The organism is Mycetohabitans sp. B46 (assembly GCF_037389205.1).
GTDB lineage: Bacteria > Pseudomonadota > Gammaproteobacteria > Burkholderiales > Burkholderiaceae > Mycetohabitans.
Genome location: NZ_JADBGL010000004.1, coordinates 178,691 through 202,572, shown reverse-complemented (window position 1 = coordinate 202,572; position 23,882 = coordinate 178,691). Strand labels below are relative to the sequence as shown.

Annotated in this window: 20 protein-coding genes and 3 pseudogenes; 14 read left to right on the top strand and 9 right to left on the bottom strand. The window is 61.3% G+C overall.

Annotated features, from left to right (window positions below; genetic code table 11):
• Nucleotides 1-2: 2 nt before the first annotated feature.
• Nucleotides 3-1,295 carry an FAD-dependent oxidoreductase gene (locus tag IHE30_RS06445; protein ID WP_337689565.1) on the bottom strand — a complete coding sequence of 431 codons (1,293 nt, stop codon included), beginning with the start codon at nucleotides 1,293-1,295 and terminating at the stop codon, nucleotides 3-5.
• 240 nt (nucleotides 1,296-1,535) lie between these two features.
• Here IHE30_RS06445 and purL point away from each other — a divergent pair, with 240 nt between their 5' ends.
• Nucleotides 1,536-5,591 (top strand): phosphoribosylformylglycinamidine synthase, encoded by a 4,056-nt coding sequence (gene purL / locus IHE30_RS06440; RefSeq protein ID WP_337689564.1) that lies wholly within the window; start codon nucleotides 1,536-1,538, stop codon nucleotides 5,589-5,591.
• A 160-nt stretch (nucleotides 5,592-5,751) separates the two neighbouring features.
• On the opposite strand, the gene IHE30_RS06435 is transcribed toward purL, so the two are convergent.
• The 5 genes from IHE30_RS06435 to IHE30_RS06415 all read right to left on the bottom strand — a co-directional run bounded on the left by IHE30_RS06435 (nucleotide 5,752) and on the right by IHE30_RS06415 (nucleotide 9,573).
• Nucleotides 5,752-6,534, bottom strand: coding sequence for a peptidylprolyl isomerase (locus IHE30_RS06435; RefSeq protein ID WP_337689563.1), 783 nt, complete (start codon nucleotides 6,532-6,534; stop codon nucleotides 5,752-5,754).
• Nucleotides 6,535-6,543: 9 nt separating this feature from the next.
• Complete coding sequence (locus IHE30_RS06430) at nucleotides 6,544-6,855, bottom strand: BolA family protein (protein WP_337689562.1); 312 nt, start codon at nucleotides 6,853-6,855, stop codon at nucleotides 6,544-6,546.
• Between the two features lie 4 nt (nucleotides 6,856-6,859).
• Nucleotides 6,860-7,390 (bottom strand): septation protein A, encoded by a 531-nt coding sequence (locus IHE30_RS06425; protein ID WP_337689561.1) that lies wholly within the window; start codon nucleotides 7,388-7,390, stop codon nucleotides 6,860-6,862.
• A gap of 29 nt (nucleotides 7,391-7,419) precedes the next feature.
• Nucleotides 7,420-7,761, bottom strand: coding sequence for a peptide-methionine (R)-S-oxide reductase MsrB (gene msrB, locus IHE30_RS06420; protein WP_337689623.1), 342 nt, complete (start codon nucleotides 7,759-7,761; stop codon nucleotides 7,420-7,422).
• 261 nt (nucleotides 7,762-8,022) lie between these two features.
• Nucleotides 8,023-9,573, bottom strand: coding sequence for a protein adenylyltransferase SelO (locus IHE30_RS06415; protein WP_337689560.1), 1,551 nt, complete (start codon nucleotides 9,571-9,573; stop codon nucleotides 8,023-8,025).
• 324 nt (nucleotides 9,574-9,897) lie between these two features.
• Here IHE30_RS06415 and IHE30_RS06410 point away from each other — a divergent pair, with 324 nt between their 5' ends.
• Genes IHE30_RS06410 through IHE30_RS06400 form a run of 3 tightly spaced genes read left to right on the top strand, consistent with a single transcriptional unit; the run spans nucleotide 9,898 to nucleotide 11,746 of the window.
• Complete coding sequence (locus tag IHE30_RS06410; protein WP_337689559.1) at nucleotides 9,898-10,200, top strand: Dabb family protein; 303 nt, start codon at nucleotides 9,898-9,900, stop codon at nucleotides 10,198-10,200.
• A gap of 1 nt (nucleotide 10,201) precedes the next feature.
• On the top strand, nucleotides 10,202-10,708 hold the full coding sequence (locus IHE30_RS06405) for a PaaI family thioesterase (RefSeq protein WP_337689558.1): 507 nt from the start codon (nucleotides 10,202-10,204) through the stop codon (nucleotides 10,706-10,708).
• Between the two features lie 24 nt (nucleotides 10,709-10,732).
• Nucleotides 10,733-11,746: an NADP-dependent oxidoreductase gene (locus IHE30_RS06400; RefSeq protein ID WP_337689557.1), complete on the top strand. Its 1,014-nt coding sequence runs from the start codon at nucleotides 10,733-10,735 to the stop codon at nucleotides 11,744-11,746.
• Between the two features lie 105 nt (nucleotides 11,747-11,851).
• Here the strand turns inward: IHE30_RS06400 and IHE30_RS06395 are convergent, their stop codons facing one another.
• From IHE30_RS06395 to IHE30_RS06380, 3 genes and pseudogenes are all read right to left on the bottom strand, one after another.
• Nucleotides 11,852-12,211, bottom strand: a complete 360-nt coding sequence (locus IHE30_RS06395; RefSeq protein ID WP_443193611.1) for an NRDE family protein — start codon at nucleotides 12,209-12,211, stop codon at nucleotides 11,852-11,854.
• Between the two features lie 54 nt (nucleotides 12,212-12,265).
• Nucleotides 12,266-13,315, bottom strand: a complete 1,050-nt coding sequence (gene ygfZ, locus IHE30_RS06390; protein ID WP_337689556.1) for a CAF17-like 4Fe-4S cluster assembly/insertion protein YgfZ — start codon at nucleotides 13,313-13,315, stop codon at nucleotides 12,266-12,268.
• A gap of 1,222 nt (nucleotides 13,316-14,537) precedes the next feature.
• A pseudogene (locus IHE30_RS06380) lies at nucleotides 14,538-15,010 on the bottom strand (IS110 family transposase); the annotation flags it as partial.
• Nucleotides 15,011-15,256: 246 nt separating this feature from the next.
• Here IHE30_RS06380 and IHE30_RS06375 point away from each other — a divergent pair.
• From IHE30_RS06375 to IHE30_RS06330, 10 genes and pseudogenes are all read left to right on the top strand, one after another.
• Nucleotides 15,257-15,715, top strand: coding sequence for an F-box protein (locus IHE30_RS06375; protein WP_337689555.1), 459 nt, complete (start codon nucleotides 15,257-15,259; stop codon nucleotides 15,713-15,715).
• Nucleotides 15,716-15,769: 54 nt separating this feature from the next.
• Nucleotides 15,770-16,648 carry a hypothetical protein gene (locus tag IHE30_RS06370; protein ID WP_337689554.1) on the top strand — a complete coding sequence of 293 codons (879 nt, stop codon included), beginning with the start codon at nucleotides 15,770-15,772 and terminating at the stop codon, nucleotides 16,646-16,648.
• Nucleotides 16,649-16,672: 24 nt separating this feature from the next.
• A pseudogene (locus IHE30_RS06365) lies at nucleotides 16,673-17,794 on the top strand (IS3 family transposase).
• Nucleotides 17,795-18,603: 809 nt separating this feature from the next.
• On the top strand, nucleotides 18,604-19,692 hold the full coding sequence (gene mltG / locus IHE30_RS06360; protein ID WP_337689553.1) for an endolytic transglycosylase MltG: 1,089 nt from the start codon (nucleotides 18,604-18,606) through the stop codon (nucleotides 19,690-19,692).
• Nucleotide 19,693: 1 nt separating this feature from the next.
• Nucleotides 19,694-20,350, top strand: coding sequence for a dTMP kinase (tmk, locus tag IHE30_RS06355; RefSeq protein WP_337689552.1), 657 nt, complete (start codon nucleotides 19,694-19,696; stop codon nucleotides 20,348-20,350).
• 10 nt (nucleotides 20,351-20,360) lie between these two features.
• Nucleotides 20,361-21,434, top strand: coding sequence for a DNA polymerase III subunit delta' (locus IHE30_RS06350; RefSeq protein WP_337689551.1), 1,074 nt, complete (start codon nucleotides 20,361-20,363; stop codon nucleotides 21,432-21,434).
• Nucleotides 21,431-21,744: pseudogene (locus tag IHE30_RS06345) on the top strand (GNAT family N-acetyltransferase). Before IHE30_RS06350 ends, IHE30_RS06345 begins: the two are co-directional and overlap by 4 nt.
• A gap of 46 nt (nucleotides 21,745-21,790) precedes the next feature.
• The gene (locus tag IHE30_RS06340; protein ID WP_337689550.1) at nucleotides 21,791-22,573 is read left to right on the top strand and encodes a TatD family hydrolase; all 783 of its coding nucleotides are present in this window, start codon (nucleotides 21,791-21,793) and stop codon (nucleotides 22,571-22,573) included.
• Between the two features lie 171 nt (nucleotides 22,574-22,744).
• Nucleotides 22,745-23,446 carry an ankyrin repeat domain-containing protein gene (locus tag IHE30_RS06335; RefSeq protein WP_337689622.1) on the top strand — a complete coding sequence of 234 codons (702 nt, stop codon included), beginning with the start codon at nucleotides 22,745-22,747 and terminating at the stop codon, nucleotides 23,444-23,446.
• A gap of 60 nt (nucleotides 23,447-23,506) precedes the next feature.
• Nucleotides 23,507-23,872, top strand: coding sequence for a Rap1a/Tai family immunity protein (locus IHE30_RS06330; RefSeq protein WP_337689549.1), 366 nt, complete (start codon nucleotides 23,507-23,509; stop codon nucleotides 23,870-23,872).
• The last annotated feature ends 10 nt before the right edge of the window (nucleotides 23,873-23,882 follow it).

Genomic DNA, 23,882 nt, shown 5'->3' with positions numbered 1-23,882 from the left:
CGCTAACTGGCGAATCGCCCAGGCGAGAGCGCCGCTAGCGACGCAGCCGGCAAAGCCGGCGGTTTTCCCGACACGAGGTCTGCTATCACTGTAGCAGAGCCATGCGACAGCGCCCAGGCGGCAGGGCCGTGCGCGCAATTGACGAACACCTGCGGGTGGGCCGTCGCGCCGACTAGCGGCAGCCCGTCGGGCGACAGCAGCACCATGTCGCTCCAACTCAGCGCTGCGGAAATGCGCATGGCGCCCGGGATCCACCGCTGCGCGGCCTGGCCGAGCAGCGAGATCGCTTGTTCCGTGAGGGCCGCCGGCGGCATGGCGTCTGCGCGGCGCCCGCTGCGCAGCAGCGGCGCGCCGGCAATTCTCAGGCGCTCGCCGAGTCGCGTGATCGTGATCCGGCGCGTCGAGTCGATGACCGAAACATGGGGAGCATGTTCTGGGTAGGCGATCGGCGCAGTCAGCGCATGGATCCGCGCCGGCTGTACCGGCATCGTGAGGGCGAGCTGTTCCAGCAACGCGGCGCTGCCGGTACCGGCGGCGACGACGACCGCATCGGCGCTCATCGTATCGCGCTCGCCGCGGTTCGCGGCGTCCGGCTCGCGAGGGCACAGCTCGACGCTGACGCGCCCCGACTCGACGCGAATGCCGGTGGCCCGCCGGCCGAACTCGAATTGCACAGACGGGTCGAGTACCTGTTTGAGTTGCTTGACGTGCAGTGGACAGTTGCCGCTGCGCTCGTGTGGCAACCATATGCCCCGTTCGACGGCACACTCCGGTATCGCGGGCTCGCGTGCCGTGCACTGCGCTGCGTCTAGCACTTCGTGCGCGATATCGTGTTCGGCAAGCACCGCCAGGGCGGCGTCGGCATGGGCGAACTCGCGTGCGCTGCCGAACACGTGCAACACGCCGCTGCGCTGGCCAAAATCGGCGTCGTGATCCTTCTTTAGCGCGGCCAACACGGTGCGGGCGGCTTCGCTTAATGCGTGCATCACCTGCATACGCTGGCCAAACTGCACTGGGTCGCGGCCGACCTTGACGTATCGGCGAAAGCGGCGCAGTTGGGCAGACCAGCTCGTCTTGGTCAGCACGCCGCTGCTGGCCGGATCGCGTGAGCGCATCCATTGCGGACCAGTCCAAACATCGAGCGGCGTGGGCAGCATCAGTGCACCAGCGCCGAAGCTGGCTTGCTGCGCGACACCCGTGTGCTGCTCGATCACGCAGACGCGGTGTCCGCGCGCATGTAGCTGATAGGCAGTTGCGACGCCCGCGATACCGCCGCCGATCACGATCACATTCATTTCTGTTTCGTCCTAACCCCGCAACTCTGTATCTGCGCCGCCAGGTCGGCAAAGCCGGCGCACCGCACGCAAAAGGGGCGCAATCATAGCATTGGCGCCGCCGGCCGCGATCGCTGTCGTGGCCGGTGGGCGCGGCGCGGTATAATTACGGTTTCCCCGGCGCGTGGCGCCATGCCGCCCGGCATACCGCGCACGTGCCTTGGTCGACAAGACGATCAGCAACCTTCGATGCAACGCCCCATGGCTCACTTCTCGTGCTTCCCCGGCGCTTCGGCACTGTCCGATTTCCGTCAGAACCGCCTCTTGCAAACACTGCAGGCCATCGAACCGGCCGTGGCCGGCGTGCGTGCGCGCTACGTCCATTTCGTTCATGCGCATGCTGGGCTCGGCGATGCCGACACGGCGCGGCTCACCGCGTTGCTCGAGTACGGTGAGCCGGCGCCGGCCGATGACGGCGGCGAAACCTTCCTGGTGATTCCGCGGCTCGGCACGATTTCGCCCTGGGCGTCGAAGGCCACCGAGATCGCCCGGCACTGCGGGCTGGACAACGTGCACCGCATTGAGCGCGGCATTGAGTACGCGGTAACGCTCAAAAGCGGCCTATCCGGGCTACTCGGCACGAAAAAGACGTTGAGCGGCGAGGTTCGGGCTCAGCTCGCCGCAGTGTTGCACGACCGGATGACCGAAACCGTGGTGGCCACTCATGACGAGGCGCGCCAGCTATTCGATACGCTGCCCGGCAAGCCGCTGCAGTCGGTGGATGTAATCGGGCAGGGACGAGCTGCGCTGGTGGCGGCAAACGCTGAACTCGGACTCGCGCTCGCCGACGACGAGATCGACTATCTGGTCGAGGCGTTCACGAAGCTCGCGCGTAACCCGACGGACGTGGAGTTGATGATGTTCGCGCAAGCCAACAGCGAGCATTGCCGGCACAAGATTTTCAACGCGCAGTGGACGATCGACGGCCAGCCCCAAGACATGTCGTTGTTCCAGATGATCAAGAACACGCACCGGCTCAGCGGCCAACGCACGATCGTCGCATATTCGGACAACGCCGCAGTGATGGAGGGCGGCCTCGCGCAGCGCTGGTTCGCCAGCGGTGACACGCAGCGCTATGCGCCAGTGCAGGCGCTGACACACACGCTGATGAAGGTGGAGACACATAATCACCCGACGGCGATTTCGCCGTTCCCGGGAGCGGCGACGGGTGCCGGCGGCGAGATCCGCGATGAGGGCGCAACCGGACGCGGCGCCCGGCCCAAGGCCGGGCTGAGCGGCTTCTCGGTGTCCAATTTGGAGTTGCCAGAGGCAATCGAGGCGTGGGAAAACGCGCGCGACGCCGCACAGCCGCTCGCCGAGCGCTGCCCCGATGACGTCGTCGGCCGCTATGGCCGGCCCGAGCGCATTGCGTCGCCGCTGCAGATCATGATCGACGGGCCGATCGGCGCTGCCGCGTTCAACAATGAGTTTGGCCGGCCCAATCTGGGCGGCTATTTCCGCGTCTACGAGCAGAACGTCGGCGGGCGTGTGCGCGGCTACCACAAGCCGATCATGATTGCCGGCGGCATTGGCAATATTTCACACGCGCATACACACAAGCACGATGTGCCGGCCGGCGCGCTGCTGGTGCAAATCGGCGGTCCCGGCATGCGCATTGGCATGGGCGGCGGCGCAGCCAGCTCGATGGCCACTGGCGCCAACACCGCCGAGCTCGATTTCGATTCGGTGCAGCGCGGCAACCCGGAGATCCAGCGCCGCGCGCAGGAAGTCATCAACGCGTGCTGGCAACGCGGGGACGATAATCCGATCCTGTCGATCCACGACGTCGGCGCGGGCGGCTTGTCCAACGCGTTTCCGGAGATCGTCGACGGCGCCGGCAAGGGAGCACGCTTTGAATTGCGACGCGTGCCGCTCGAGGAGAGCGGGTTGTCGCCGCGCGAGATCTGGTCGAACGAGGCACAGGAACGGTACGTGCTCGCGATCGCGGCCGATGATCTGCCCGCGTTCGAGGTGATCTGCCGGCGTGAACGCTGCCCGATGGCGGTGGTCGGCGTTGCAACCGACGAACGCCAGTTGCAGTTGATCGACGATGCCGTGGCCGACACCGCCGATCCAGCACGCATGCCGGTCAACATGCCAATGGACGTGCTGCTCGGCAAGGCACCGCGGATGCATCGCGACGTCACGCGCGAACATTGCTCGTTCGCGCCGGTGGAGGTCACCGGCCTGAACTTGTCAGAAGTGGCCGCGCAGATACTGAGGCACCCGAGCGTCGCAAGCAAGTCCTTCCTCATCACGATCGGCGACCGCACGGTCGGCGGCCTGTCCGTGCGTGACCAGATGGTCGGCCCTTGGCAGGTGCCGGTGGCCGACTGCGCGATTACCGCGATGGACTATGCCGGTTTCCGTGGCGAAGCGATGACGATGGCCGAACGCGCGCCGCTCGCGGTGATCGATGCGCCGGCCTCGGGACGGATGGCTGTCGGTGAAGCGATCACGAACATCGCTGCCGCGCCAATCGCGTCGCTGGAGCGCCTGAAGCTGTCGGCGAACTGGATGGCCGCATGTGGCAGTGCCGGCGAGGACGCCGCATTGTTCGACACCGTTAAGGCGATTGGTATGGAGTTGTGTCCAGCGCTGGGCATTGACATTCCGGTCGGCAAAGACTCATTGTCGATGCGCACGCAGTGGCGCGAGGACGGCGTCCACAAGGAGGTCGTCGCGCCGGTATCGCTGATTGTTTCCGCATTCGCGCCCGTGGAGGACGTGCGCGGCCACCTGACGCCGCAGTTGCGTAGCGTGGCCGACGTCGGTGACTCGGTGCTGATCCTGGTGGATCTGGGGCGCGGCCGCAACCGTCTCGGCGGCAGCATCCTCGCCCAGGTCACGCAGCAAGTCGGTGACAGTGTGCCGGACGTGGACGATGCACAAGACCTGAAGCGTTTCTTCGACGCGATTCAGTCGCTCAACCGAGACGGCCAGCTGCTTGCGTATCATGACCGCTCCGATGGTGGCCTGTTTGCGACGGTGGCGGAGATGGCTTTTGCCGGCCACGTTGGCGTGTCGCTGAACGTGGATATGCTCACGCTCGAGCAGGGGCACGAGTTCGACTATGGTGACGCGAAGGACTGGGCGCGCCAGACAGCCGGACGCCGCGACGACCTGACGCTGCGCGCGTTGTTCTGCGAAGAGCTCGGCGCGGTGCTGCAGGTGCGTGCCGTCGAGCGCGATCGCGTGCTGGCGACGCTGCGCGAATTCGGCCTGTCGGGCGCGAGCCACGTGATTGGCAAGCTGAACGAGCGCGATGTGATCGAGATTTATCGCGACGCCAAGAAGATCTACGAAGCGCCCCGCACCGAGTTGCACCGGGTCTGGAGCGAAGTCAGCTGGCGCATTTCGCGGCTGCGCGACAATCCCGCGTGCGCGGACGCCGAGTATGACGCGTTGAGCGATGCGTCAGATCCGGGCATCGTGCCGCACCTGACGTTCGACCCGCAGGAGGACGTAGCGGCGCCGTTCATCTCGAGCGGCAAGCGGCCACGCGTGGCCATCCTGCGCGAACAAGGGGTGAACTCGCATCTGGAAACCGCTTACGCGTTCGACCGTGCCGGCTTCGATGCGCACGACGTGCATATGAGCGACCTAATCGAGGGGCGCGCCGATCTCACGCAATTTGCCGGTGCGGTAGCGTGCGGCGGGTTCTCGTACGGCGACGTGCTGGGCGCCGGCGAGGGCTGGGCGAAGACGATTCGCTTCAATGCACGCTTGACGGACATGTTTGCCACGTTCTTTGCGCGCCCCGATACGTTTGCGCTCGGCATCTGCAATGGCTGCCAGATGATGAGCAGCCTCGCGTCAATGATTCCCGGCGCGCAAGCATGGCCACGCTTCGTGCGTAACCGCTCCGAGAAGTTCGAGGCACGCTTTTCGTTTGTGCAGATCGAAAAATCGCCGTCGATTTTCTTTGCCGGGCTCGAGGGTTCCCGACTGCCTGTCGCTGTGGCGCATGGCGAAGGCTATGCGGATTTTTCGCAACAAGGAGATTTGTCGAGCGTGCAGGTTGCGATGCGCTATATCGACCATCGCGGCGTGGCAACCGAGCGCTACCCATTCAATCCGAACGGCTCGCCGCAGGGCATTACGTCGGTGACCACGCCGGATGGCCGCTTCACCGTCCTGATGCCGCACACCGAGCGCGTGCATCGGACCGTGCAAATGAGCTGGCACCCGCAAGAGTGGGGCGAGGCAAGTCCGTGGCTGCGGCTGTACCGCAACGCGCGGCGCTGGGTGGGTTGATCGCGCGCGGCCGCGCACGCGTTGCGTCGGCCGCTTGTCGCGGCTTTGGATAGACTAATGGCCGCCCAGCAGGCGGCCATTGGCAAGTTAGGACGCGTCGCCGCGCGGCATAGCGGCGCGCCCTTTACATATTACCGGAGCGCGTTCGCGTATCCGCGTATTACTGGATCTTCGCGTTCTTGTGCAATCCGGCGTTGAATTGCTGCAGCTTTTCCTGCGTTAGCTGCTGCGCAACCTGCGCCTTGACTTGCTCCAGCGGCGGCGGCTGGATTGCACGTGAGTCGTCAAGCCGGATGATATGCCAGCCGAACTGTGTATGAACGGGCGTTGACGTCACTTCGCCCTTTTTCAGTTTGCCCGTTGCGTCCGCAAACTCGGGAACATAGCTTTGCGGGTTCGCCCAGTCCAGGTCTCCGCCGTTCTTGGCTGAGCCAGGATCCTTCGAATATCGCTTCGCCAGGTCCTCGAAACTTGCACCCGCCTTGATCTTGGCGATTAGCTCCTTCGCCTGCTGCTCGTCCGGCACCAGGATGTGATGTAAGTGCAGCTCGCTACCGCCACCGGCCTGCTTGATCAACTGCTCATAGCGCGCCTTGATTTCGTCGTCGCTCGGCTTGTTGTCCTTTAGGAAATCGTCGATCAACGCGCGGATCACAACGCTCTGGTCGGCTAGCGCAATCTGCGCCTTCACGTCGGGCCGGTTTGCGATGCCACGCCGCAGCGCTTCCTCCATCAGCAACTCGCGATTGACCAGTTCCTCGCGGACCATCACCTGCAACTGCGGCGAATCCTGCTGCCCTTGGCGCGTCAGCTCTTTGACCAGCGCGTCGGCGTGCGCCTTGGGTATCGGTGTGCCATTCACCACAGCAATGTTTTGGGCAAAGGCGGGCGCCGCCACGCAACCTGCGAGCGCGGCCCATAAGCAGGCTTTTCTCAAGATCATCAGAACATCCTAGCGGGGAGACGAATGAAATTCTTCTGGTGTGTATGCATGGATCGACAGCGCATGGATGCCGCGCTGCATCGCATCAGAGAGCGCATCATACACCAGCCGGTGCCGGGCTACCCGGGTACGGCCGTCGAACGCGGCCGAAACGATTGTCACCGTATAGTGGCCGCCAGCGGCCGCACCGGCATGTCCGGCATGCTGTGCGCTGTCGTCGCGGACCTTTAGCGTAAGCGGCGACAGGGCGGCGCCCAGGCGCTCGCGAATCAGCGCGATGCGCTGCTCGGCTGAGGTGGTCAGGAATGCATCATCGGTCATCGGTTTATTCTTCCTTCATGTGCCGGGCGAGCCATAGACTCTGCGCGACGATGAACACAAGCATCGCGCCAGTCGTGCCGAATAGCTTAAAGTCGACCCAGGTATCGGTCGAGAACCGGTACGCGACGAACAGGTTGGCGATGCCCAGTGCCGCGAAGAATAGCGCCCAGGCAACGTTGAGCTGGTCCCAGACCGGTGAGGGCAGCTTGATTTGCGCGCTCATTGCCTTCTGGATCAGGTTCTTGCGCAACACGAATTGCGAAAAGAGCATCGCCAGCGAGAATGCCCAGTACAGCACGGTCGGCTTCCACTTGATGAACGTGTCGTTATGCAGCACCAGAGTCGCGCCACCAAATACGACGACGATGGCCAGGCTCACCCACAGCATCGGGTCGACGCGCCGATGGCGAAACGCCGACCACGCGACCTGCACCAGCACGGCGGCAATCGCTACGCCGGTCGCGACATAGATGTTCCACACTTTGAAGGCAACAAAGAAAAGCGCGATCGGCAGCAGGTCAAACAAGAGTTTCATGGTGGCGGGTGTAGCAAATGGGCATCGGTTTAACTGGGTTCGAATTGTAACGCAGCCGAGTTGATGCAATAGCGCAGCCCGGTGGGCGCGGGGCCATCGTTGAACACGTGCCCGAGGTGCGCGTCGCATACCTTGCAGCGCACCTCGACGCGCAGCATGCCATGCGAGCGGTCTGTCTTCTCGGTCATGACTTTGCCATGGATCGGCTTGAAGTAGCTGGGCCACCCGCAGCCTGCATCGAATTTCGTTGACGATTCGAACAGCGGCGTGCCGCAGCAAATGCAATGATAGACGCCGCGTTCCCAGTGATCCCAGTACTCGCCGGTGAACGCACGCTCGGTCGCCGCGCGGCGGGTGACTTCGTAAGCCATCGGCGCGAGTTGCTCGCGCCACTCGGCCTCGGACTTATGCACTGTATGCTGTGGCGCCGCCGCGGCGAGCGGCTCGCCTGCCGTGCCGGACGCGGCCGGGTGTGCCGGGCGGGAAGGGTGGGGGATATCAGCCATGATGGAATGCCTCCTGCTAATGAAGGAGCGTGGACACGCTTGCCAGCGGCGACCACGCGGATCGTGCCGCCGCCGTCACCGGTGCGGCTGCCGCAGCGGCGGTTACACGCATCACGCGGCAGCCATTCAGGATGAACAGCTCACTGAAAGCGAGGCGGCCCAATCCGGCGGCAGCGCCGCGTATGCCTCATACTCGGGTTGCTCGTCAAACGGACGCGACAAGACTTGCAATAGCCGCGCAATTTCGGTGAAGTCCTTTTCGTTCGCTGCGCGGACCGCCTGTTCAGCCAAATGGTTGCGTAGCACGTATTTGGGATTGACGCGGTTCATCGCCGCGCGACGCGTTGCGTCGTCTGCGGGCTCGTTGTTTAGCCGCTGTCGATAAGCGGCCACCCACGCATCGAACGCAGCGCGATCGACGAACAAGTCTCGCACGGGCGCATCTCCGGAAGCATCGTGCCGGCACACACCGGCCATGCGCCGGAAGGTCAACGTGAAGTCCGCGTGGTTCGCGTGCATGAGTGCCAACAGACGGTTAATCAACGCGACATCGTCCGGCTCGGCCGTGGCCAGTCCAAGCTTGGCACGGAAACGTGCCTCCAGTGCCGGGCCGAAGTGAGCCTGGTACCCCTGCAGCGCATCGCGTGCATCCGCGATCGCACGCTCATCCCCGGCCGTGCCCCGGTGCGCGCCGATCAGCGGCACGAGCGCCTGCGCCAGACAAATCAGATTCCAGTGGCCCACGGGCGGCTGTTGCTGGTACGCATATCGTCCGGATGTGTCGGAATGGTTGCAAATATGGTTCGCGTCGAAGCCGTCGATGAAGCCGAACGGCCCATAGTCGATTGTCAGTCCAATGATCGACATGTTGTCCGTATTCATCACGCCATGACAGAAACCCACCGCCTGCCAATGCACTATCAACGCGGCCGTGCGCTCGCAGACGGCCGCCAACAAAGCGAGATACGGATCCTGCGCGTCGCGGCAGGATGGGAATTCACGCTCGATCACATGGTCTGCGAGCCGATGCAATGCCTCCGCTTGTCCAGTCGAATAGAAGTGCTCGAAATGGCCAAACCGAATGAATGTCGGCGCGACACGCGTCGTGACCGCCGCCGTTTCCACCGTCTCGCGATAGACTGGTGCGTCCGAGCCGATCACGCACAGCGCGCGCGTGGTCGGAATGCCGAGACAGTGCATCGCCTCCGAGCACAGGAATTCGCGGATCGACGAGCGCAGCACCGCCCGACCATCGCCCATGCGTGAGTAGGGGGTCCGGCCACCGCCCTTGATCTGTATTTCCTGGCGCTGTCCGCGATGCTCGGTCTCGCCGAGCGTTAACGCGCGTCCGTCGCCGAGTTGGCCAGCCCAGACGCCGAACTGGTGGCCGGAATACACGCTGGCGAAGGGCAACGCCGCGTGCTCCAAGTATCGCGTCAGATTACCGCAGAAGTAGTCAGCGAACGCGGGATCGGTCAGTGCCGCGGCACCCAAGCCGAGTTCGTGCGCGAGTTCCGTGGAAACAGCGACCACATACGGATCGGGCAACGGCGCGGCGCTTTGCCGCGTGAGGAACTGCGTGCCGAGCTGAGAGAACGCGCCGGGCCGATTCGGATCGATTGCGCCCGCGAATGCCGGCTGTTCGTGACCAACGGTGTCGCTTTGGGAAACCGCCATGAGCGCTCCGGTGTCGTATCAGCCTCTATTGTAAATCGTCCCTCGCCGGCTTGCCGATCCCTGGCGGCGGATAGTTCGTTGTGGGTCTCGTTGTTGATCGCGCATGCCGCGCGGCATTTCGGCGAGGTCAAGATCGTGTCCCAGTGCATTGACGGGTCGCCAATGCACGATGGAGACCACGTGGCCGTCGCACGGCGATATGCGACAGAATCGCCAATCAAAGGCAAAATGGCGGGCTTGCTGACCCATCTCCGCGTCTTGATGATCCCCGCGTCACGATGCGATGTGAGCTTAATTGTCGGATCAGCGGTCAAGGAGGTAGCGGTGCTGAAACATATTGTCATGTGGAAATTGAAGGAGCGAGCCGAAGGTGCGGATCGCGCAACAAACGCAGTCCGGCTGAAAGCGATGCTTGAGGGCTGTCGGAACATCGTGCCCGGCATTCGCCGCTTCGAGGTCGGCGTCGCGACGCCGGGGCTCGAGGCGACCTATGACGTGGTGCTCGTGTCCGAGTTCGATGACAAGTCCGCGCTCGAGGCCTATGCGGTCCATCCCGAGCACGAGAAAATCAAGGCGTTTGTGGCGAGTGTGCGCGACGCGCGGCAGTGCATTGACTATGAGGCCTGATATGAAGACTGATGCCGTGCCCGTGGCAAACGACACATCACCGCCCGCGGTGCAAGCGCTGAGCAGTCCATTCGCCGACCATCTGGGCGTGCGGCTCGTCCATGCGGCGCACGGGCGCAGCGAGGTGGTACTGCCGCTCACGGCGTTGCACCTGAATACATGGGACGTCGCGCACGGCGGCGTGACAATGACGCTGCTCGACGTGGGGCTGGCACTGGCCGCGCGCTCGTTGAGCAGCGGCGCGGGCGTGGTCACCGTCGAGATGAAGACCAACTTCATGCAACCTGGACGCGGCGAGCTTCGGGCCCGGGCGCGGGTGCTGCACCGCTCCGCGACGATGGCTTATTGTGAGGGCGAGGTGCACGATAGCGACGGACGCTTCGTCGCCAAGGCGCTGGGCACGTTCAAGTACTTGAGCGCATTGGCCGTGGGTCGCGAGATCACTCACCAACGGGTGGTACCGCAACCGACTGTGTCGGACGCCGACCCGGCGCCGGCGCACGACTGACTTTTACCATCCAGGACGGAGATCATGAATGCATCGAATCCAGCAGCGGTGAATCGCCAGATTTGGTTGGTGTCGCGTCCGGCCGCAGAGCCTTCGCACGACAATTTCCGGCTCGTGCAAACCCCGCTGGAGCCTCTCGCACCTGGCCAAGTTCGCGTGTGCAATCACTACCTGTCCCTCGATCCGTACATGCGCGGCCGCATGAGCGACGCGAAATCGTACGCGCCGCCGCAGCCGTTGGACCAAGTCATGCTCGGCGGCACGGTCGGCGAGGTCGTGGAATCGACTCATCCGCAATGGCACGTCGGTGACAAGGTGCTGGCAAAGTTCGGGTGGCAGGAATATGGCACGTCAGATGGCACTGGCATGGAAAAGATCGACGACACGCGCGTGCCATTGTCCGCCTATCTCGGCCCGGTCGGCATGCCGGGCGTCACCGCCTGGTACGGGCTGAACCGGATCATTGCGCCCCAGCCGGGCAACACAGTAGTGGTTAGCGCGGCCAGCGGCGCGGTCGGCAGTGTCGTCGGCCAGTTGGCCAAGCTGAGCGGCGTACGTGCGGTCGGCATCGCGGGAGGCGCGGACAAGTGCCGCTACGTCGTCGAAACATTAGGCTTTGATGCCTGCATCGACTATAAGGCAGCTGACTGGTACCAAGACTTGCAACGCGCGACGCCGGATGGCGTCGATGGTTGCTTCGAAAACGTCGGCGGCGCAGTGCTCGACGCAACGCTTGCGCGGATGAATCCATTCGGCCGCATCGCGCTATGCGGGATGATCGCGGGCTACAACGGCGAGCCCGCACCGCTCAAACATCCGGCGCTGATCCTCACACAGCGGCTGTGCGTGCAGGGTTTCATCGTCTCGGAGCACCTCGACGTATGGCCGCAGGCACTGCGCGAACTTGGCGAATGGGTGGCTGCCCAACGCCTGCATTATCGCGAAAGCATCGCAGAAGGGCTGGACAGCGCGGTGGATGCCTTCATCGGCTTACTCAAAGGCCGCAATTTCGGCAAGCAACTGGTCAAGCTGGTCTAAGCACGCCAATGAATGCGGCAGACAGTGCCCGTTCCCGTTCGAGCGACAAGCCGGTCGATGGCAACTCGCTGTCTGTGGCCAACCGCGTGTCGCGCACTATCTCGATCAGCGGCGTGGCATTGAGTCCGCGGCCGCCCGCCCGACGAGGTCCCCCGTTGAATCCGGCGTGTGCTCTAAGCCGACCAGCGCGATCGTGTCCAGGTAGCGACGCAAGTTGGTTTTCTTGCGCTCGACTTTGGGCCACCGACTATCCAGTAGTGCATTGGACAGCCCGTACAATCCAGGACCCAGCCGCCGTGGCGGACCGGGATCGCGATTGCTGAGCCAGATTAGCTCGCGGCGCGTCCAGTCGCCTATCAGCAGATTGAATCCATGATAGGTCGCCGCGCAGTCGGCAACCTGCTTGACGTAGTCAGACGGCGCGCACGCCGCACCGATCAAGAACATCGGAATACGGTCAGACACATCGCGACGGCGCCTGACATGGACCGCAGTCCGTTTGCCGCTGCGACAGGCCGCTCAAGGCATTTGCGCTGGCAACGGGTACGGCAGGGGGAGGAACGCCAGCGTCGGGCCGTGCGGGGACCCGACGTGGACCGAACCGATATCGAGTGCGCCAAGCTTGAGCTGGACCAGGCAATCGACACCGCCCTCGGGGGCCGCGGCGGCATTGACGACCATCCCGCACGGTTGGCCAGGGTCCTCCGAATGAAATACCTCGACGCCGGCGTGCGCCTGTGTGGCGTGCGCCAGCACCGTGCGGCGCTTGATCGTGCCGCGATACTGAGAGCGGGCGACCACTTCCTGCCCAGGATAGCAGCCCTTGCGAAAGTTGACGCCACCGACGAGTTCGAAATTAATCATTTGCGGCACGAACTGCTCGCTCGTCGCGGCATTCACACGCGGCTCGCCCGCGCGGATGTCAAGCCAGTCCCACAGTGCGGAGTCGGCCCGTCGCGCGCGATGCGTCGTATCCAGTGCGGCAAGCTTCGCTTCGACTGCAGCCCTCGGCCCGACCCACAGGAAACGTGGCACGCCGTTCGCATCCGGCACGCGGATCAATTCCCCGCAGGCCGTGTCAATCTTTACGTGTACACCGTCGGGCAATGCCTCGAAGCACTGCGATAGCGCGGCACGCACGTCGCCGGCAAAGCCGACCACGGCAAGGTCGTCGGTGGTGTTGGTCAGCCGCGCCTTGGCGCGCAGCACGAACATCGACAATCGCTTCTGAAGCGGCGCGGCCAGGTCCGCGGAAACCAGCATGCGCACCGCGTCGCCAGCACGCCAGACCAGCAGCGTGGCGAGCAGCCGCCCCTTGGGTGAGCAGAAGCCGGCTAGCCGCACACTGCCTGCTTCCAGCGTTTGAATATCGTTGGTCAGTTGGCCGTGCAGGAAGCTGGCTGCGTCGTCACCGTGCACGTCTATCACGCTGAACTGGTCGAGCACCATATAAGCGCCTCGTTCAGCGTGAAGCGCGGTGAACGCGTCAGTGTCCACGCGCGCCAGCGCGTCGGCGTCACGACCGGCATCGCCATCACCTGGCCCGGTAGCCTTAGAGGATGTGTTCATGTTCAAGCTGCGTTGTCAATTCTGACTTTGGCTTAGGCAAGCAGGTATTATATGCTTTCTGGCTATATTGGCGATGCTTGCGAATGGCCCGTCCAGCAAGGCTTTCAGCCATTTCGAATGAGATGCCTTATGCCATAGAGCGGGCCATGTGCCATAGATTGGTTATCGCAGCGGTCTGACGCGCTTAGGTTTGCGGCGATAAATCCGCGCTGTAACCTTGCCGTCAGCATGCGCTAACAAGCCGGCGGGCGTGCTCGAATGTCTGCGCATCGCTGGCGCACTTCGCGCGCAGGTCATGTTCAGTGAATCGCTCTTTGGGAAAGGGTGCTGATCAAGGTAGCGCTACTCAACGGCTTTCGTGTACGCGTGCGATAGCACTGCGACTTCGCGCCGGGCAGCGACTTTTGCTGTCCGATTATTGAGGTATTGATAGACGTGCGTTGGTTTCAGCGATGTGAGGGGCACGTTGCCTAAGTCGGCAAGCGCGGAGGGTAATCACGTTCACTCGGCATAGACTGATGGACAGGACAACCATCACACTACGTCAACGATCCAGGCCACGACCACACTGCAGCCACCATGACTGGACAGGTCCCGCCATGGGCTTCAGCCGCTACGACTCGTCGTACCATCGCTCGGCGGGATAAGCACGGACGGATTGATATGCTGTTGGCGCTTTTGCGATTGAGTCAGTCCCAAGGTTTTCCGGACCCGGCCTTATGCCGGGTTTCTTCGTTTATTGCCTCAAATTGGAACGCCCATGGCCTTTCCCCACGGAAGTATCCCACTGTACTTGCCAATAGCACGTCACATTATAGACGTGTGAACGTTTTCGTACCCGGCTGTGCGCCAGCGCATATGAGAGACCGTCGATCAGTTCGGCAAGGCGAACCAATGGATGCTTCAAGTCGATTTGCTCGCGCAGCGGTTGGCGGAACCAATCCCCCTCTAGCATCGACGTCTTCGGACCCATTCAGCCCTCGTCGAAATTTGCAGGAAATTCACGCCAATATGCCTGCCTCTTGCAAATCACACAACACCATTCTGGTCTCCGAGCCTTACTGCATCGGCGTCTCCGGATTGTTCAGGGCGGACTTCTATGAGCAGAAAGTTGTCAAGAGTTTTGTGCAAGGGAAAAATCCATAAGCAGATACCTAGAATGTTAGCCAAGCGATATCAACGCTCGTGAGAGTGGGGTCGAGCCGATTGTGCGCACGTGAGACATTTGGCGCGAAGCTTCATCTTGCAGCGAGGGCACTCGCACTACGCGCATGCGCTCGCGTTCGCCATGCAGCCATGCCCGCAGGTTCGTGACCAGCTTGATCGCATCAAGCCGATCCGTCTTGGCGCGGCGCCTGTGCCGCTCCACTGGGATACTGGCCGCATCGATCACATAGCACTCCATGCCACGCAAGCGCAGCGCTCTATAGATCCAAAATCCATCCTGCCCAGCCTCATAACTGACCACCACACGCACCTCTTGGGGCAGCGACCATTTCTGCTTGTACCGCTCAATCACCTCCAATAGGGCTTGCACTCGCATGACCGCTTGCGCTCCCCTTACCGTGTGCACCGCTGGACTCTGTCTGCATCCATCATGCAGCGCAATTTTCCATTGGGCCCCGCCAGTTCGAGTGACGTTGCCAGTATTACGTTCTCAGCATCGACTCCGGCTAAGTGATCTGTACGCGTGATAGCCTGCGTTGCGTTCGCCTTGATTCACTTAAGCTTACGACTTAAGCTTGGGCTGGTCTCACGTTACATAGGATCTATCTAAATATTGCCAGCATACGATGCAGCGGCCCTCGCTCGTCGGCATTGCGTCATGCGCCAAAAATAGCGATCGCTGCTTATCGCTATGCTAATTTTCTTGCTTTTGGCTAACCTGCTGTACAGCATCGCTTCGCGTTGTGTGCGCTTCACTCCTTACCGAGCTTGCCGATGGACTTTGATTTAAACGCCACTTTAAACAACACTCAAGCTGTCATTTATGCGGTGGACAAGCGCGCCAACCAGCAGGCTCCAGATGCGCCACCTATAGGCATTAAACAATCGGTAAGCCCCGCATCTGACACACCGGCAGAAAGGCTTAGAGCTTACTCCGCGCTGCCGACCGAAGTCGTTTTACAGATTGCTGACCACTTATCGCTCGACGATATCCCCGCCTTTTCACTAGTGGACAAGCGCACTTATTATTTAATGGAAGAGCGACGATGGGCTTGGCGCTGCTACCAGCAAGCAGCTCACGTCTCCGATCTCGCGTCGCTACAGCAGTTAATCGATGACGTCGAGCGTATTCAATCTGAACCGGATCTACGGGCCGAGCCTCTCGCAGCACTTTGGCAACGATCGCAATCAATGGGGCTATGCAGAGTGCAAAAAGCCGAGGCGTTTAAATAACTGTTTTCGGCGGCCGACCGCCTTCCAAAACAGGGCCTTATTCTACAAAAAAGGATGCTTGCCTCATTGATTTACATCATGGCTAGCGAGCGGTCCAAAGTATTTAATTTTGCGTATGCAATAGCTGCACGGCGTCAACCCGATCAAGAAAATTTTTGGCCTGAATTGGCCAACGCACTTGTCTTTATATGGACGCCTTCACGGTACTTTGAAAAATATGAAATGTTGCTCTGCCGGCTCCCATACTTGAATATTTCTCAAAAAGCCGAGCTAATTCCTGTATGGGCTAAACGACTGCGATCCGACCATCGGGTTGACCCTGACGGGAGCAAGGCTCTCTCAACCTATGCAGTACTACAGCAACAGACCCTATCTTTGCCCCCCTCACAACAAGGCGCATCGGTCGGCGCGCTAGCCGCCGCTATACAGGAGCTGCCTGAAGCAGCGCGTGCAGTGCGGTACACAGAAATGCGACAGCTGGCACTATCGCTTTCGGACGAGCAGTTGGGAGTCGCACTGCGCTATCTTCCAGTCGGGTTGGCTGAGCTACCGCGCGAGCAACACGCGCACGAGCTTCAGTTACTGGAGCTGGCGTTGCTGCGCGTGCTGCCGGCACAGCGCGTGCAGGTCGCAATTAGCCTGCTGGGGCGTACCCATAGGCTGGATGATGCGCTCTCAAAGCAAGTGTGGCAGCGCACGTTGAGCCTGCTTGACGGCAGCAGCACAGCGGAACTGCTGAGGGTATTTAGCGAGGTAAGCTATGTGTTGAGGACTTCAAAAGGGCAAGATGCAGTCAACGAAATTACAGCTTTTATGGACCGTAACCATTTCACTGGGCAGACACGTGCAACGGTACTCGAGCATTTATCGCGAATACGCAACGAACAAGTAGCTAGTGACCTGCTCCCCGCGATTGGTACGCTGGCGATGTAGAGTCCGTTTCGAAGAGGAGCGGTCGTGAAGAAGCGATTCAGCGAAGAACAGATTATTGGCGTGTTGAAGCCGAGGCAGGCTTGAAGCCGGCAGAGCTATGCCGCAAGCACGGTATCTCGGAAGCGACCTACTACAACTGGAAGGCGAAGTTTGGTGGGATGACGGTCTGCGAAGTGCAGCGCCTGAAGGAGTTGGAGCAGGAGAACAACAAGTCCAAGCGCCTGCTGGCCGAATCGATGCTCGACAACGCCGCGCTAAAGGACCTGCTGTCTCGAGAGTAGCAAGCCCGCAGGCCAAGCGCGAAGCGGCCCGGATATATTGATGACCGAACGCGCCATGGGTGTCACCCGGGCCTGCGGGCTGGTAGGGATTTCGCGCTCGCTGTTTCAATATGAATCACGCCGCCGAGTTGATGACCAAGCGCTGACTGCTCGGATGATGGCCATCGCCGCGCAGAAGCGTCGCTACGGCGATCGCCGGCTTCACGTGCTGCTGCAACAGGAGGGTTGGCTGGTCAACCATAAGCGCATCTGGCGGCTGTACAGCAAGGCGGGACTGAGCGTGCGCAAGCGGCAAGGCAAGCGCATTGCGGCTATCGAACGCGAGCCACTGCCGGCGCCAATGGGCCCGAACCAAAGTTGGTCGATAGATTTGGTTTCCGAGGGGCTAGCCTATAGTCGGCGGTTTCGATGTTTGAACGTGCTCGACGATTACACGCGCGAATGTCTGGCCATTGAGGTTGACACCTCGTTGCCGGGTTTGCGCGTGAAGCAAGTGCTTGAACGGCTGAGGCAGATGCGAGGCTTGCCCGCGTCCATCACGGTGGACAACGGTCCGCAGTTCGCTGGTAAGGTGCTGGATGCATGGGCCTACGAAGCGGGTGTCACGCTATCGTTCATTCGGCCTGGCAAGCCAGTGGAGAATGCCTACATCGAGAGCTTCAACGGGCGGTTCCGCGATGAATGCCTGAACGAGCATTGGTTCGTCTCGATGTGCCACGCCAGGCAGCTGATTGAGGCATGGCGTATCGAGTACAACACCGAGCGGCCTCACAGCTCGCTCGCCTACCTGACCCCGGCACAATTTGCGCAGGGGCATGAGCAGAAAGAGTTTTTAACCACGGACTCTACCTGCGCTTCGTACTAAAACCGGGGGCAGGTCAGCACGAAGCGATGTAGCGTTTCGCGCGCTGCGATCATGCATGACGGTCTATGGTCGTCAGCGCGTCGCATTTTTTGTCGCAATGATGGAATGGGAGTAACAAGATAGAAATTCGTCCGATTCACACTGAGCAAGATTACAGTGAAGTGCTGAAATTTATTGCCGTGCTGGTAAATGTTGATTCTGCGTCCAAAGCCCCAAAAGATAAACAGTTAAAAATTTTGTTGTACTTGGTCGAGGACGACGAGACCAGCGCTTTTCGCTGAAACTGTCGGAACAAGTATTTTATATTTAGTGATTTTGATGCGGCGAAACATTGGGTTCAATCGACTTGCCGGGACAAAATTGCAGACCGTAAAGCCACTATGAACCACTATGAACAGTGCATACACTGAGCGCTGACCTGTGAGTTTTCGCCTCATGCCGCCTGGCCAATGCTTGTATGTCTAGCAGATCTGCAGATTGTTGCGCTAGGGATTCGCAGATTATGGAATTAATGCAAAATGCATGGTATAGATTGGGTGCTTTCCTATGATAAGGCACTAAATCGATCTTGGTAATTCGTACTGGACGTGAGGCGGTAAAATCGATGAAGTGGAAGAAACGACTGGTATGTCGTTGAAACCCTGTGCCATAGGTGAGGGACTACCGTGTACCAATCCATGTTTTACATGTTCATTGTAGGCGCGCCAAAGGTACAAACACAAACATAGCCGCTGAATCCGCCTACCGTCGCAGGATACGGCTCAATAGCTCCATTGTGTTATATTGAGTCTTGTTCAGTCCTGTTTCACATGTCCCTGTTCAAGAAAGTGTTGTTCGCCACGGCGGCCGCTGCGACAGTCGCCGTCGTCGCGGCGTGTGGCGCCGTTTGGTATTGGGCTCGCACGCCCCTTCAGATCACGCCTTCGCCGCTCGATGTCACGATCAAGCCGCGCAGCAGCCTGCGCAGCGTCGCTGTCCAATTACGCCGCGACGGCGTGCCCATCGAGCCGCGCTTGTTCGTGTTGATGGCCCGCGTGCTCGGCCTGTCCTCGCAATTGAAATCCGGCAATTACACGTTTTCGGCCGGGGTCACACCATACGGCGTGTTGCAGAAGGTGGCACGCGGCGACGTGAACCAGTACGTCGTCACGATCATCGAGGGCTGGACGTTTCGCCGCATGCGCGACGAGATTAACGCGCACCCGGCGTTGCGTCATGATTCCGCCGCGCTCAGCGACGCGCAATTGATGCGCGCAATCCTGGCCGACGTCGCACCCACCGACCCACATGTGGCAGGCACGTCGCCGGCATCGCCGCCCGTGCGCCGCATGCCGACGCTGCAAGGTGCGCCTGCACAAGAGCCCGAGGGACTGTTCTTCCCAGATACGTACCTGTTCGATAAGAACACCAGCGACCTGGACATTTACCGCCGCGCATACCGGTTGATGCATTTGCGGGTGCAGCAGGCATGGGAGGGCCGCGCGCTGGGGCTGCCCTATGCGACGCCCTACGATGCGCTGAAAATGGCCTCGATCGTCGAAAAGGAGACGGGCTTCGCGCAAGACCGGCCGCTGGTGGCTGCGGTATTCGTCAACCGGTTGCGTCTGTCGATGCCATTGCAAACCGATCCGACCGTGATCTACGGGCTTGGCACATCGTACGCTGGTCGGTTGCGCAAGCAGGACTTGCAGACCGACACGCCGTACAATACCTATAGGCGCGGCGGGCTTCCGCCCACGCCAATCGCGCTGCCTGGCAACGCGTCGCTGGAAGCCGCGCTGCACCCGGCTGCCAGCAGCGCGTTGTACTTCGTCGCGCGCGGCGACGGCAGCAGTCATTTTTCCGACAATCTCGGCGATCACAATAAGGCCGTCGACAAGTACATCAGGGGGCAGTGACATGACGGATATCGCGACTAGCCGCCACGACGAGCCCCGGCCGCGCGGCAAGTTCATCACGTTTGAAGGGATCGACGGCGCTGGCAAGACAACTCACCTGACGTGGTTTTGCGACCGGCTGTCCGAGCGTGCTGCACGGCAGGGCGCAAGTGTCATCGTCACGCGCGAGCCGGGTGGCACGCCGCTGGGCGAGGCGCTGCGGGAAATCCTGCTGCGCCAGCCGATGCATCTGGAAACGGAGGCACTGCTGATGTTCGCGGCGCGTCGCGAGCATATCGCCGCGGTGATCGAGCCGACGCTTGCCCGTGGCGACTGGGTGCTGTCTGATCGCTTCACGGATGCGACATTCGCCTACCAGGGCGGCGGGCGCGGCTTATCGATCGACAAGTTGCAGGTACTCGAGCAATGGGTGCAGGCAGGGCTGCAACCGGATCGCACCGTGCTGTTCGATGTGCCGACCGAGACTGCCAGTGCAAGGCGTGGCGGGGCTCGCGCACCCGATAAGTTCGAGAGCGAATCGGACGCGTTCTTCGCGCGCACCCGTGCCGAATATCTACGCCGCACTGCGCAGGCCCCGGCGCGGTTTGCAATCGTTGATGCAACATGCTCGATCGCCGAAGTGCGCGAACAGCTCGAAGCCATTCTTCTCACCCTTTAATCGATAAAACATGCCGTATCCATGGCAATACGACGACTGGACGCGTATCCAGGCCCTGCGCGAACATTGGCCTCACGCGCTGTTGCTGTACGGGCAGGCCGGCATCGGCAAGGTGGATTTCGCTCGCGAACTCGCGCAGAGCCTGTTGTGCGAGCAGCCTCGTGATGACGCACGCGCGTGCGGGCAGTGCGCCGCATGCAACTGGTTCCTGCAACGCAACCACCCGGATTTCAGGCTCGTCTGCCCCGAGGCTCTCGCCGCTGAGGCCACGCCGCTGCAAGCGGACAGCGATACCGGCAAGCATGCCAGTGGTGAGCGTACGGGCGACGACGGTGGCGCAAGCGTGGGCGGCAAGAAATCCAAGGCGCCAAGCAAGGAGATTAGAATCGAGCAGGTCAGGGCGCTACTCGATTTCTGCAGCATTGGCTCGCACCGTGGCGGCCGGCGTGTGGTGGTGCTGTTCCCGGCCGAGGCACTGAACGTGGCGGCAGCCAACGCACTGCTCAAGACGCTGGAGGAGCCGCCGTCCGGCGTGGTGTTCCTGCTCGTGAGCGCGAACGTGGAGCGTTTGCTGCCGACCATCGTGAGTCGCTGCAGGCAATGGCCGCTGGCGATGCCCGACGCGGCGAGTGCCTCGGACTGGCTCCGTGGCCAGGCCATTGACGATCCGGTGGGGGCGCTCGCGGAAGCCGGCGGCGCGCCATTGGCCGCGCTGGCCGTTGCCCGCGACGAGCATACGCCGCTCAAGCGCTTCACGCTCGAGCAACTTGCGGCCGGCCCGGCTTGCGACGCATTCGCCTGCGGCGAAGCCCTGCAGAAGGCACCGGTGCCGTCGGTGCTTGGCTGGCTGCAGCGCTGGCTCTATGACGTGCTGGCCATGCAGACGAGCGGTGAGCCACGCTACTTCCCAGCGCACCGCCACGCGCTCGAGCATGTGGCACGAGGTGCCACGCCTTTGCAGGTCGCTCAGTGCTTGAGGCGAATCACGCAACAGCGGGCCGTGGAGCAGCATCCGTTGAATGGCCGACTGGTTTTCGAGGAGCTGTTTATCCATTATCGGAGCCTGTTCGGGAGCAACCCATGACGCAAGCGCGCTATCGCGCCGCTACACGCGCCGATCTGCCGGCGATCGTCGCGATTTATAATTTGACGATTTCATCTAGACAGGTTACTGCTGACCTAGATCACAATTGCTGGCTGCGGCGCTCGAGTATGCGTTCTCGCTGGGCGTGCATACGGTGCTAGGCTTCATTTTCGGCCACAATGAACCCAGCCTGCGCTTGTTCCGCCGTTACGGCTTCGATGACTGGGGCCGGTTGCCGCAGATCGCGACGCTGGATGGCATCGGGCGCGACGTGGTTATCGTCGGGCGCCGGCCCACCGCTGGCGCGTAAAGTCAGTTTTCAAAAGCGCGCCGCGTGGCGCCACCGCGGGATACCAATGTTTATCGATTCACATTGCCACATCAACTTCGACGGAATGGCCCAGCGCCTACCGGACGTGCTCGAGCAGATGCGCGTCAATGCGGTGACCCATGCGCTGTGTGTCAGTGTCGATCTCGAGACGTTCCCATCCGTGCTGGCGATCGCCCATGCGCATCCGCATATCTTTGCGTCAGTGGGTGTGCATCCGGATCACGAGCACGCGCGTGAGCCGGACGTTGCCGAATTAGTTTCGCTCGCGCAAGACCCGAAGGTTGTCGCGATGGGCGAAACGGGGTTGGATTACTACCGGCTCGAAGGCCGAACGCTGGACGACATGGCATGGCAGCGGCAACGGTTTCGCACGCACATCCAGGCCGCGCGCGCTGCCGGCAAGCCATTGATCGTCCACACGCGCGCCGCCGCACAGGATACGCTGCAGATCATGCAGGAAGAGGGCGCCGCCGCTGTCGGCGGCGTGATGCATTGTTTCACCGAAACGTGGGATATCGCGCAGGCGGCGCTCGAGCAGAATTTTTTCATTTCGCTGTCGGGCATTGTGACATTCAAAAACGCAACGCAAATCCAAGAAGTCGCTCGCAAAGTGCCGCTCGAGCGCTTGTTGATTGAAACGGACTCGCCTTACCTGGCACCTGTGCCGTACCGAGGCAAGCCCAATGAACCTGCGTACGTCAGCCATGTCGGACGTTTCATCGCGCAGCTCCGCGGTATCGACGCGGAGCTGCTTGGCGCTGCGACGTCGGCTAACTTCTTTCGCCTGTTCCGCGATGCAAAATATTGAGGTCCAATTTTTCTATAATTAATAGGTTAGACAATTAAACTCATGCCGTATATGAATAATTTTGCTGGGTTTTTTGATGTCATCCGTTTGTCGTTCACCACTACCACCCGGGTATCGCGTCATCGTTCAGCGCGCCGGCTAACCGGGGTATGGCTCGCGTGCGTGTTGACGATGACGATAGGGGCTACGATCCCGTCAACGGCGCAAGCAGGCCCGGCTGACACGATGATTAAGGCGGTGAAGTTTGACGATGTCGACGCGGTGCGTAAGCTGCTCGCCGCCGGTATCGATCCTAACCTAATCGATGCCAGCGGCATGCCGATGCTAGTGCTCGCCGCGCGGGAAAAGTCTGAAAAGGTCGCCGCGCTGTTGGCAGATCAACCGAAGACCGACCTGGAGAAACTGGATCGTGCCGGGGAGAACGCGATGATGCTGGCCGCGCTTAACGGCGAGATCGGGCTGGTTAAGCAGCTGATCGAGAAGGGGGCCGGAGTCAATAAGTCCGGTTGGACACCGCTGCATTATGCGGCGACGACTGGCCAGGATAAGGTGGTCAAGCTGCTGATCGATCACGCCGCGTATATCGATGCCGCGTCGCCAAACGGCACCACGCCGCTGATGATGGCCGCACGCGGTGGCCATATCACGACCGTGAAGCTGCTGCTCGACGAGGGCGCCGACCTGACGCTGAAGAACCAGTTGGGATTGACCGTAATTGATTTCGCGAAACAATACAACCAGAAAGACATCGCGGACGGCCTAGCCGCGCGATTGGAGAAGATACAGGCGCAACCCAGGCACAAGGATTCACGCCCGCCTGCCACGGCTGGCGATAGCGCAGGTAGCGCAAGGGGTACGGGCAGTACAGAATAACCCGGTCCGGCGCGGCGGTGCGTCGGAACGGATCTTATCGACCACAACATAAGGAGCACCATGTTACGGACATTGTTCCGCGTCACCGCGATGTTTGCGATTAGTGTGCCGATGAGCGCTCACGCGTTCACCGGCGCGGACCTGGACCGTCTGTGCCAGCGCACCGATGTGAAATCGCGCGTGTCGTGCGAAGCCTACATCGAGGGGGCGGCGGATGGCGTGTTCAACACGATCGAAGCCATAGGCGGCATGACAGGGCCGCGTGTGGGGCAGTATTTTTGCTTGCCCGACAACGTGAAAGCGGCGGAATTGACCGACGCGGTACGCAAGTATTTGGCGAATACGCCAAACGCAAAAAACTATAACGCCAGTACGGTTGTCGCACTGGGGCTAGGCAAGAGCTATCCTTGCTCGACAGACAAGTGATGGAGCATTG

What these genes read in the sequence shown, in the direction of transcription:
- IHE30_RS06335 (WP_337689622.1), top strand. Translation starts at nt 22,745, where the DNA reads ATGACGATAGGGGCTACGATCCCGTCAACGGCGCAAGCAGGCCCGGCT.
- IHE30_RS06400 (WP_337689557.1), top strand. Translation starts at nt 10,733, where the DNA reads ATGAATGCATCGAATCCAGCAGCGGTGAATCGCCAGATTTGGTTGGTG.
- IHE30_RS06375 (WP_337689555.1), top strand. Translation starts at nt 15,257, where the DNA reads ATGGACTTTGATTTAAACGCCACTTTAAACAACACTCAAGCTGTCATT.
- IHE30_RS06435 (WP_337689563.1), bottom strand. Translation starts at nt 6,534, where the DNA reads ATGATCTTGAGAAAAGCCTGCTTATGGGCCGCGCTCGCAGGTTGCGTG.
- tmk (WP_337689552.1), top strand. Translation starts at nt 19,694, where the DNA reads ATGACGGATATCGCGACTAGCCGCCACGACGAGCCCCGGCCGCGCGGC.
- IHE30_RS06340 (WP_337689550.1), top strand. Translation starts at nt 21,791, where the DNA reads ATGTTTATCGATTCACATTGCCACATCAACTTCGACGGAATGGCCCAG.
- ygfZ (WP_337689556.1), bottom strand. Translation starts at nt 13,315, where the DNA reads ATGAACACATCCTCTAAGGCTACCGGGCCAGGTGATGGCGATGCCGGT.
- IHE30_RS06330 (WP_337689549.1), top strand. Translation starts at nt 23,507, where the DNA reads ATGTTACGGACATTGTTCCGCGTCACCGCGATGTTTGCGATTAGTGTG.
- IHE30_RS06405 (WP_337689558.1), top strand. Translation starts at nt 10,202, where the DNA reads ATGAAGACTGATGCCGTGCCCGTGGCAAACGACACATCACCGCCCGCG.
- IHE30_RS06350 (WP_337689551.1), top strand. Translation starts at nt 20,361, where the DNA reads ATGCCGTATCCATGGCAATACGACGACTGGACGCGTATCCAGGCCCTG.
- IHE30_RS06415 (WP_337689560.1), bottom strand. Translation starts at nt 9,573, where the DNA reads ATGGCGGTTTCCCAAAGCGACACCGTTGGTCACGAACAGCCGGCATTC.
- IHE30_RS06445 (WP_337689565.1), bottom strand. Translation starts at nt 1,295, where the DNA reads ATGAATGTGATCGTGATCGGCGGCGGTATCGCGGGCGTCGCAACTGCC.
- msrB (WP_337689623.1), bottom strand. Translation starts at nt 7,761, where the DNA reads ATGGCTTACGAAGTCACCCGCCGCGCGGCGACCGAGCGTGCGTTCACC.
- mltG (WP_337689553.1), top strand. Translation starts at nt 18,604, where the DNA reads ATGTCCCTGTTCAAGAAAGTGTTGTTCGCCACGGCGGCCGCTGCGACA.
- IHE30_RS06370 (WP_337689554.1), top strand. Translation starts at nt 15,770, where the DNA reads ATGCTTGCCTCATTGATTTACATCATGGCTAGCGAGCGGTCCAAAGTA.
- purL (WP_337689564.1), top strand. Translation starts at nt 1,536, where the DNA reads ATGGCTCACTTCTCGTGCTTCCCCGGCGCTTCGGCACTGTCCGATTTC.
- IHE30_RS06425 (WP_337689561.1), bottom strand. Translation starts at nt 7,390, where the DNA reads ATGAAACTCTTGTTTGACCTGCTGCCGATCGCGCTTTTCTTTGTTGCC.
- IHE30_RS06430 (WP_337689562.1), bottom strand. Translation starts at nt 6,855, where the DNA reads ATGACCGATGATGCATTCCTGACCACCTCAGCCGAGCAGCGCATCGCG.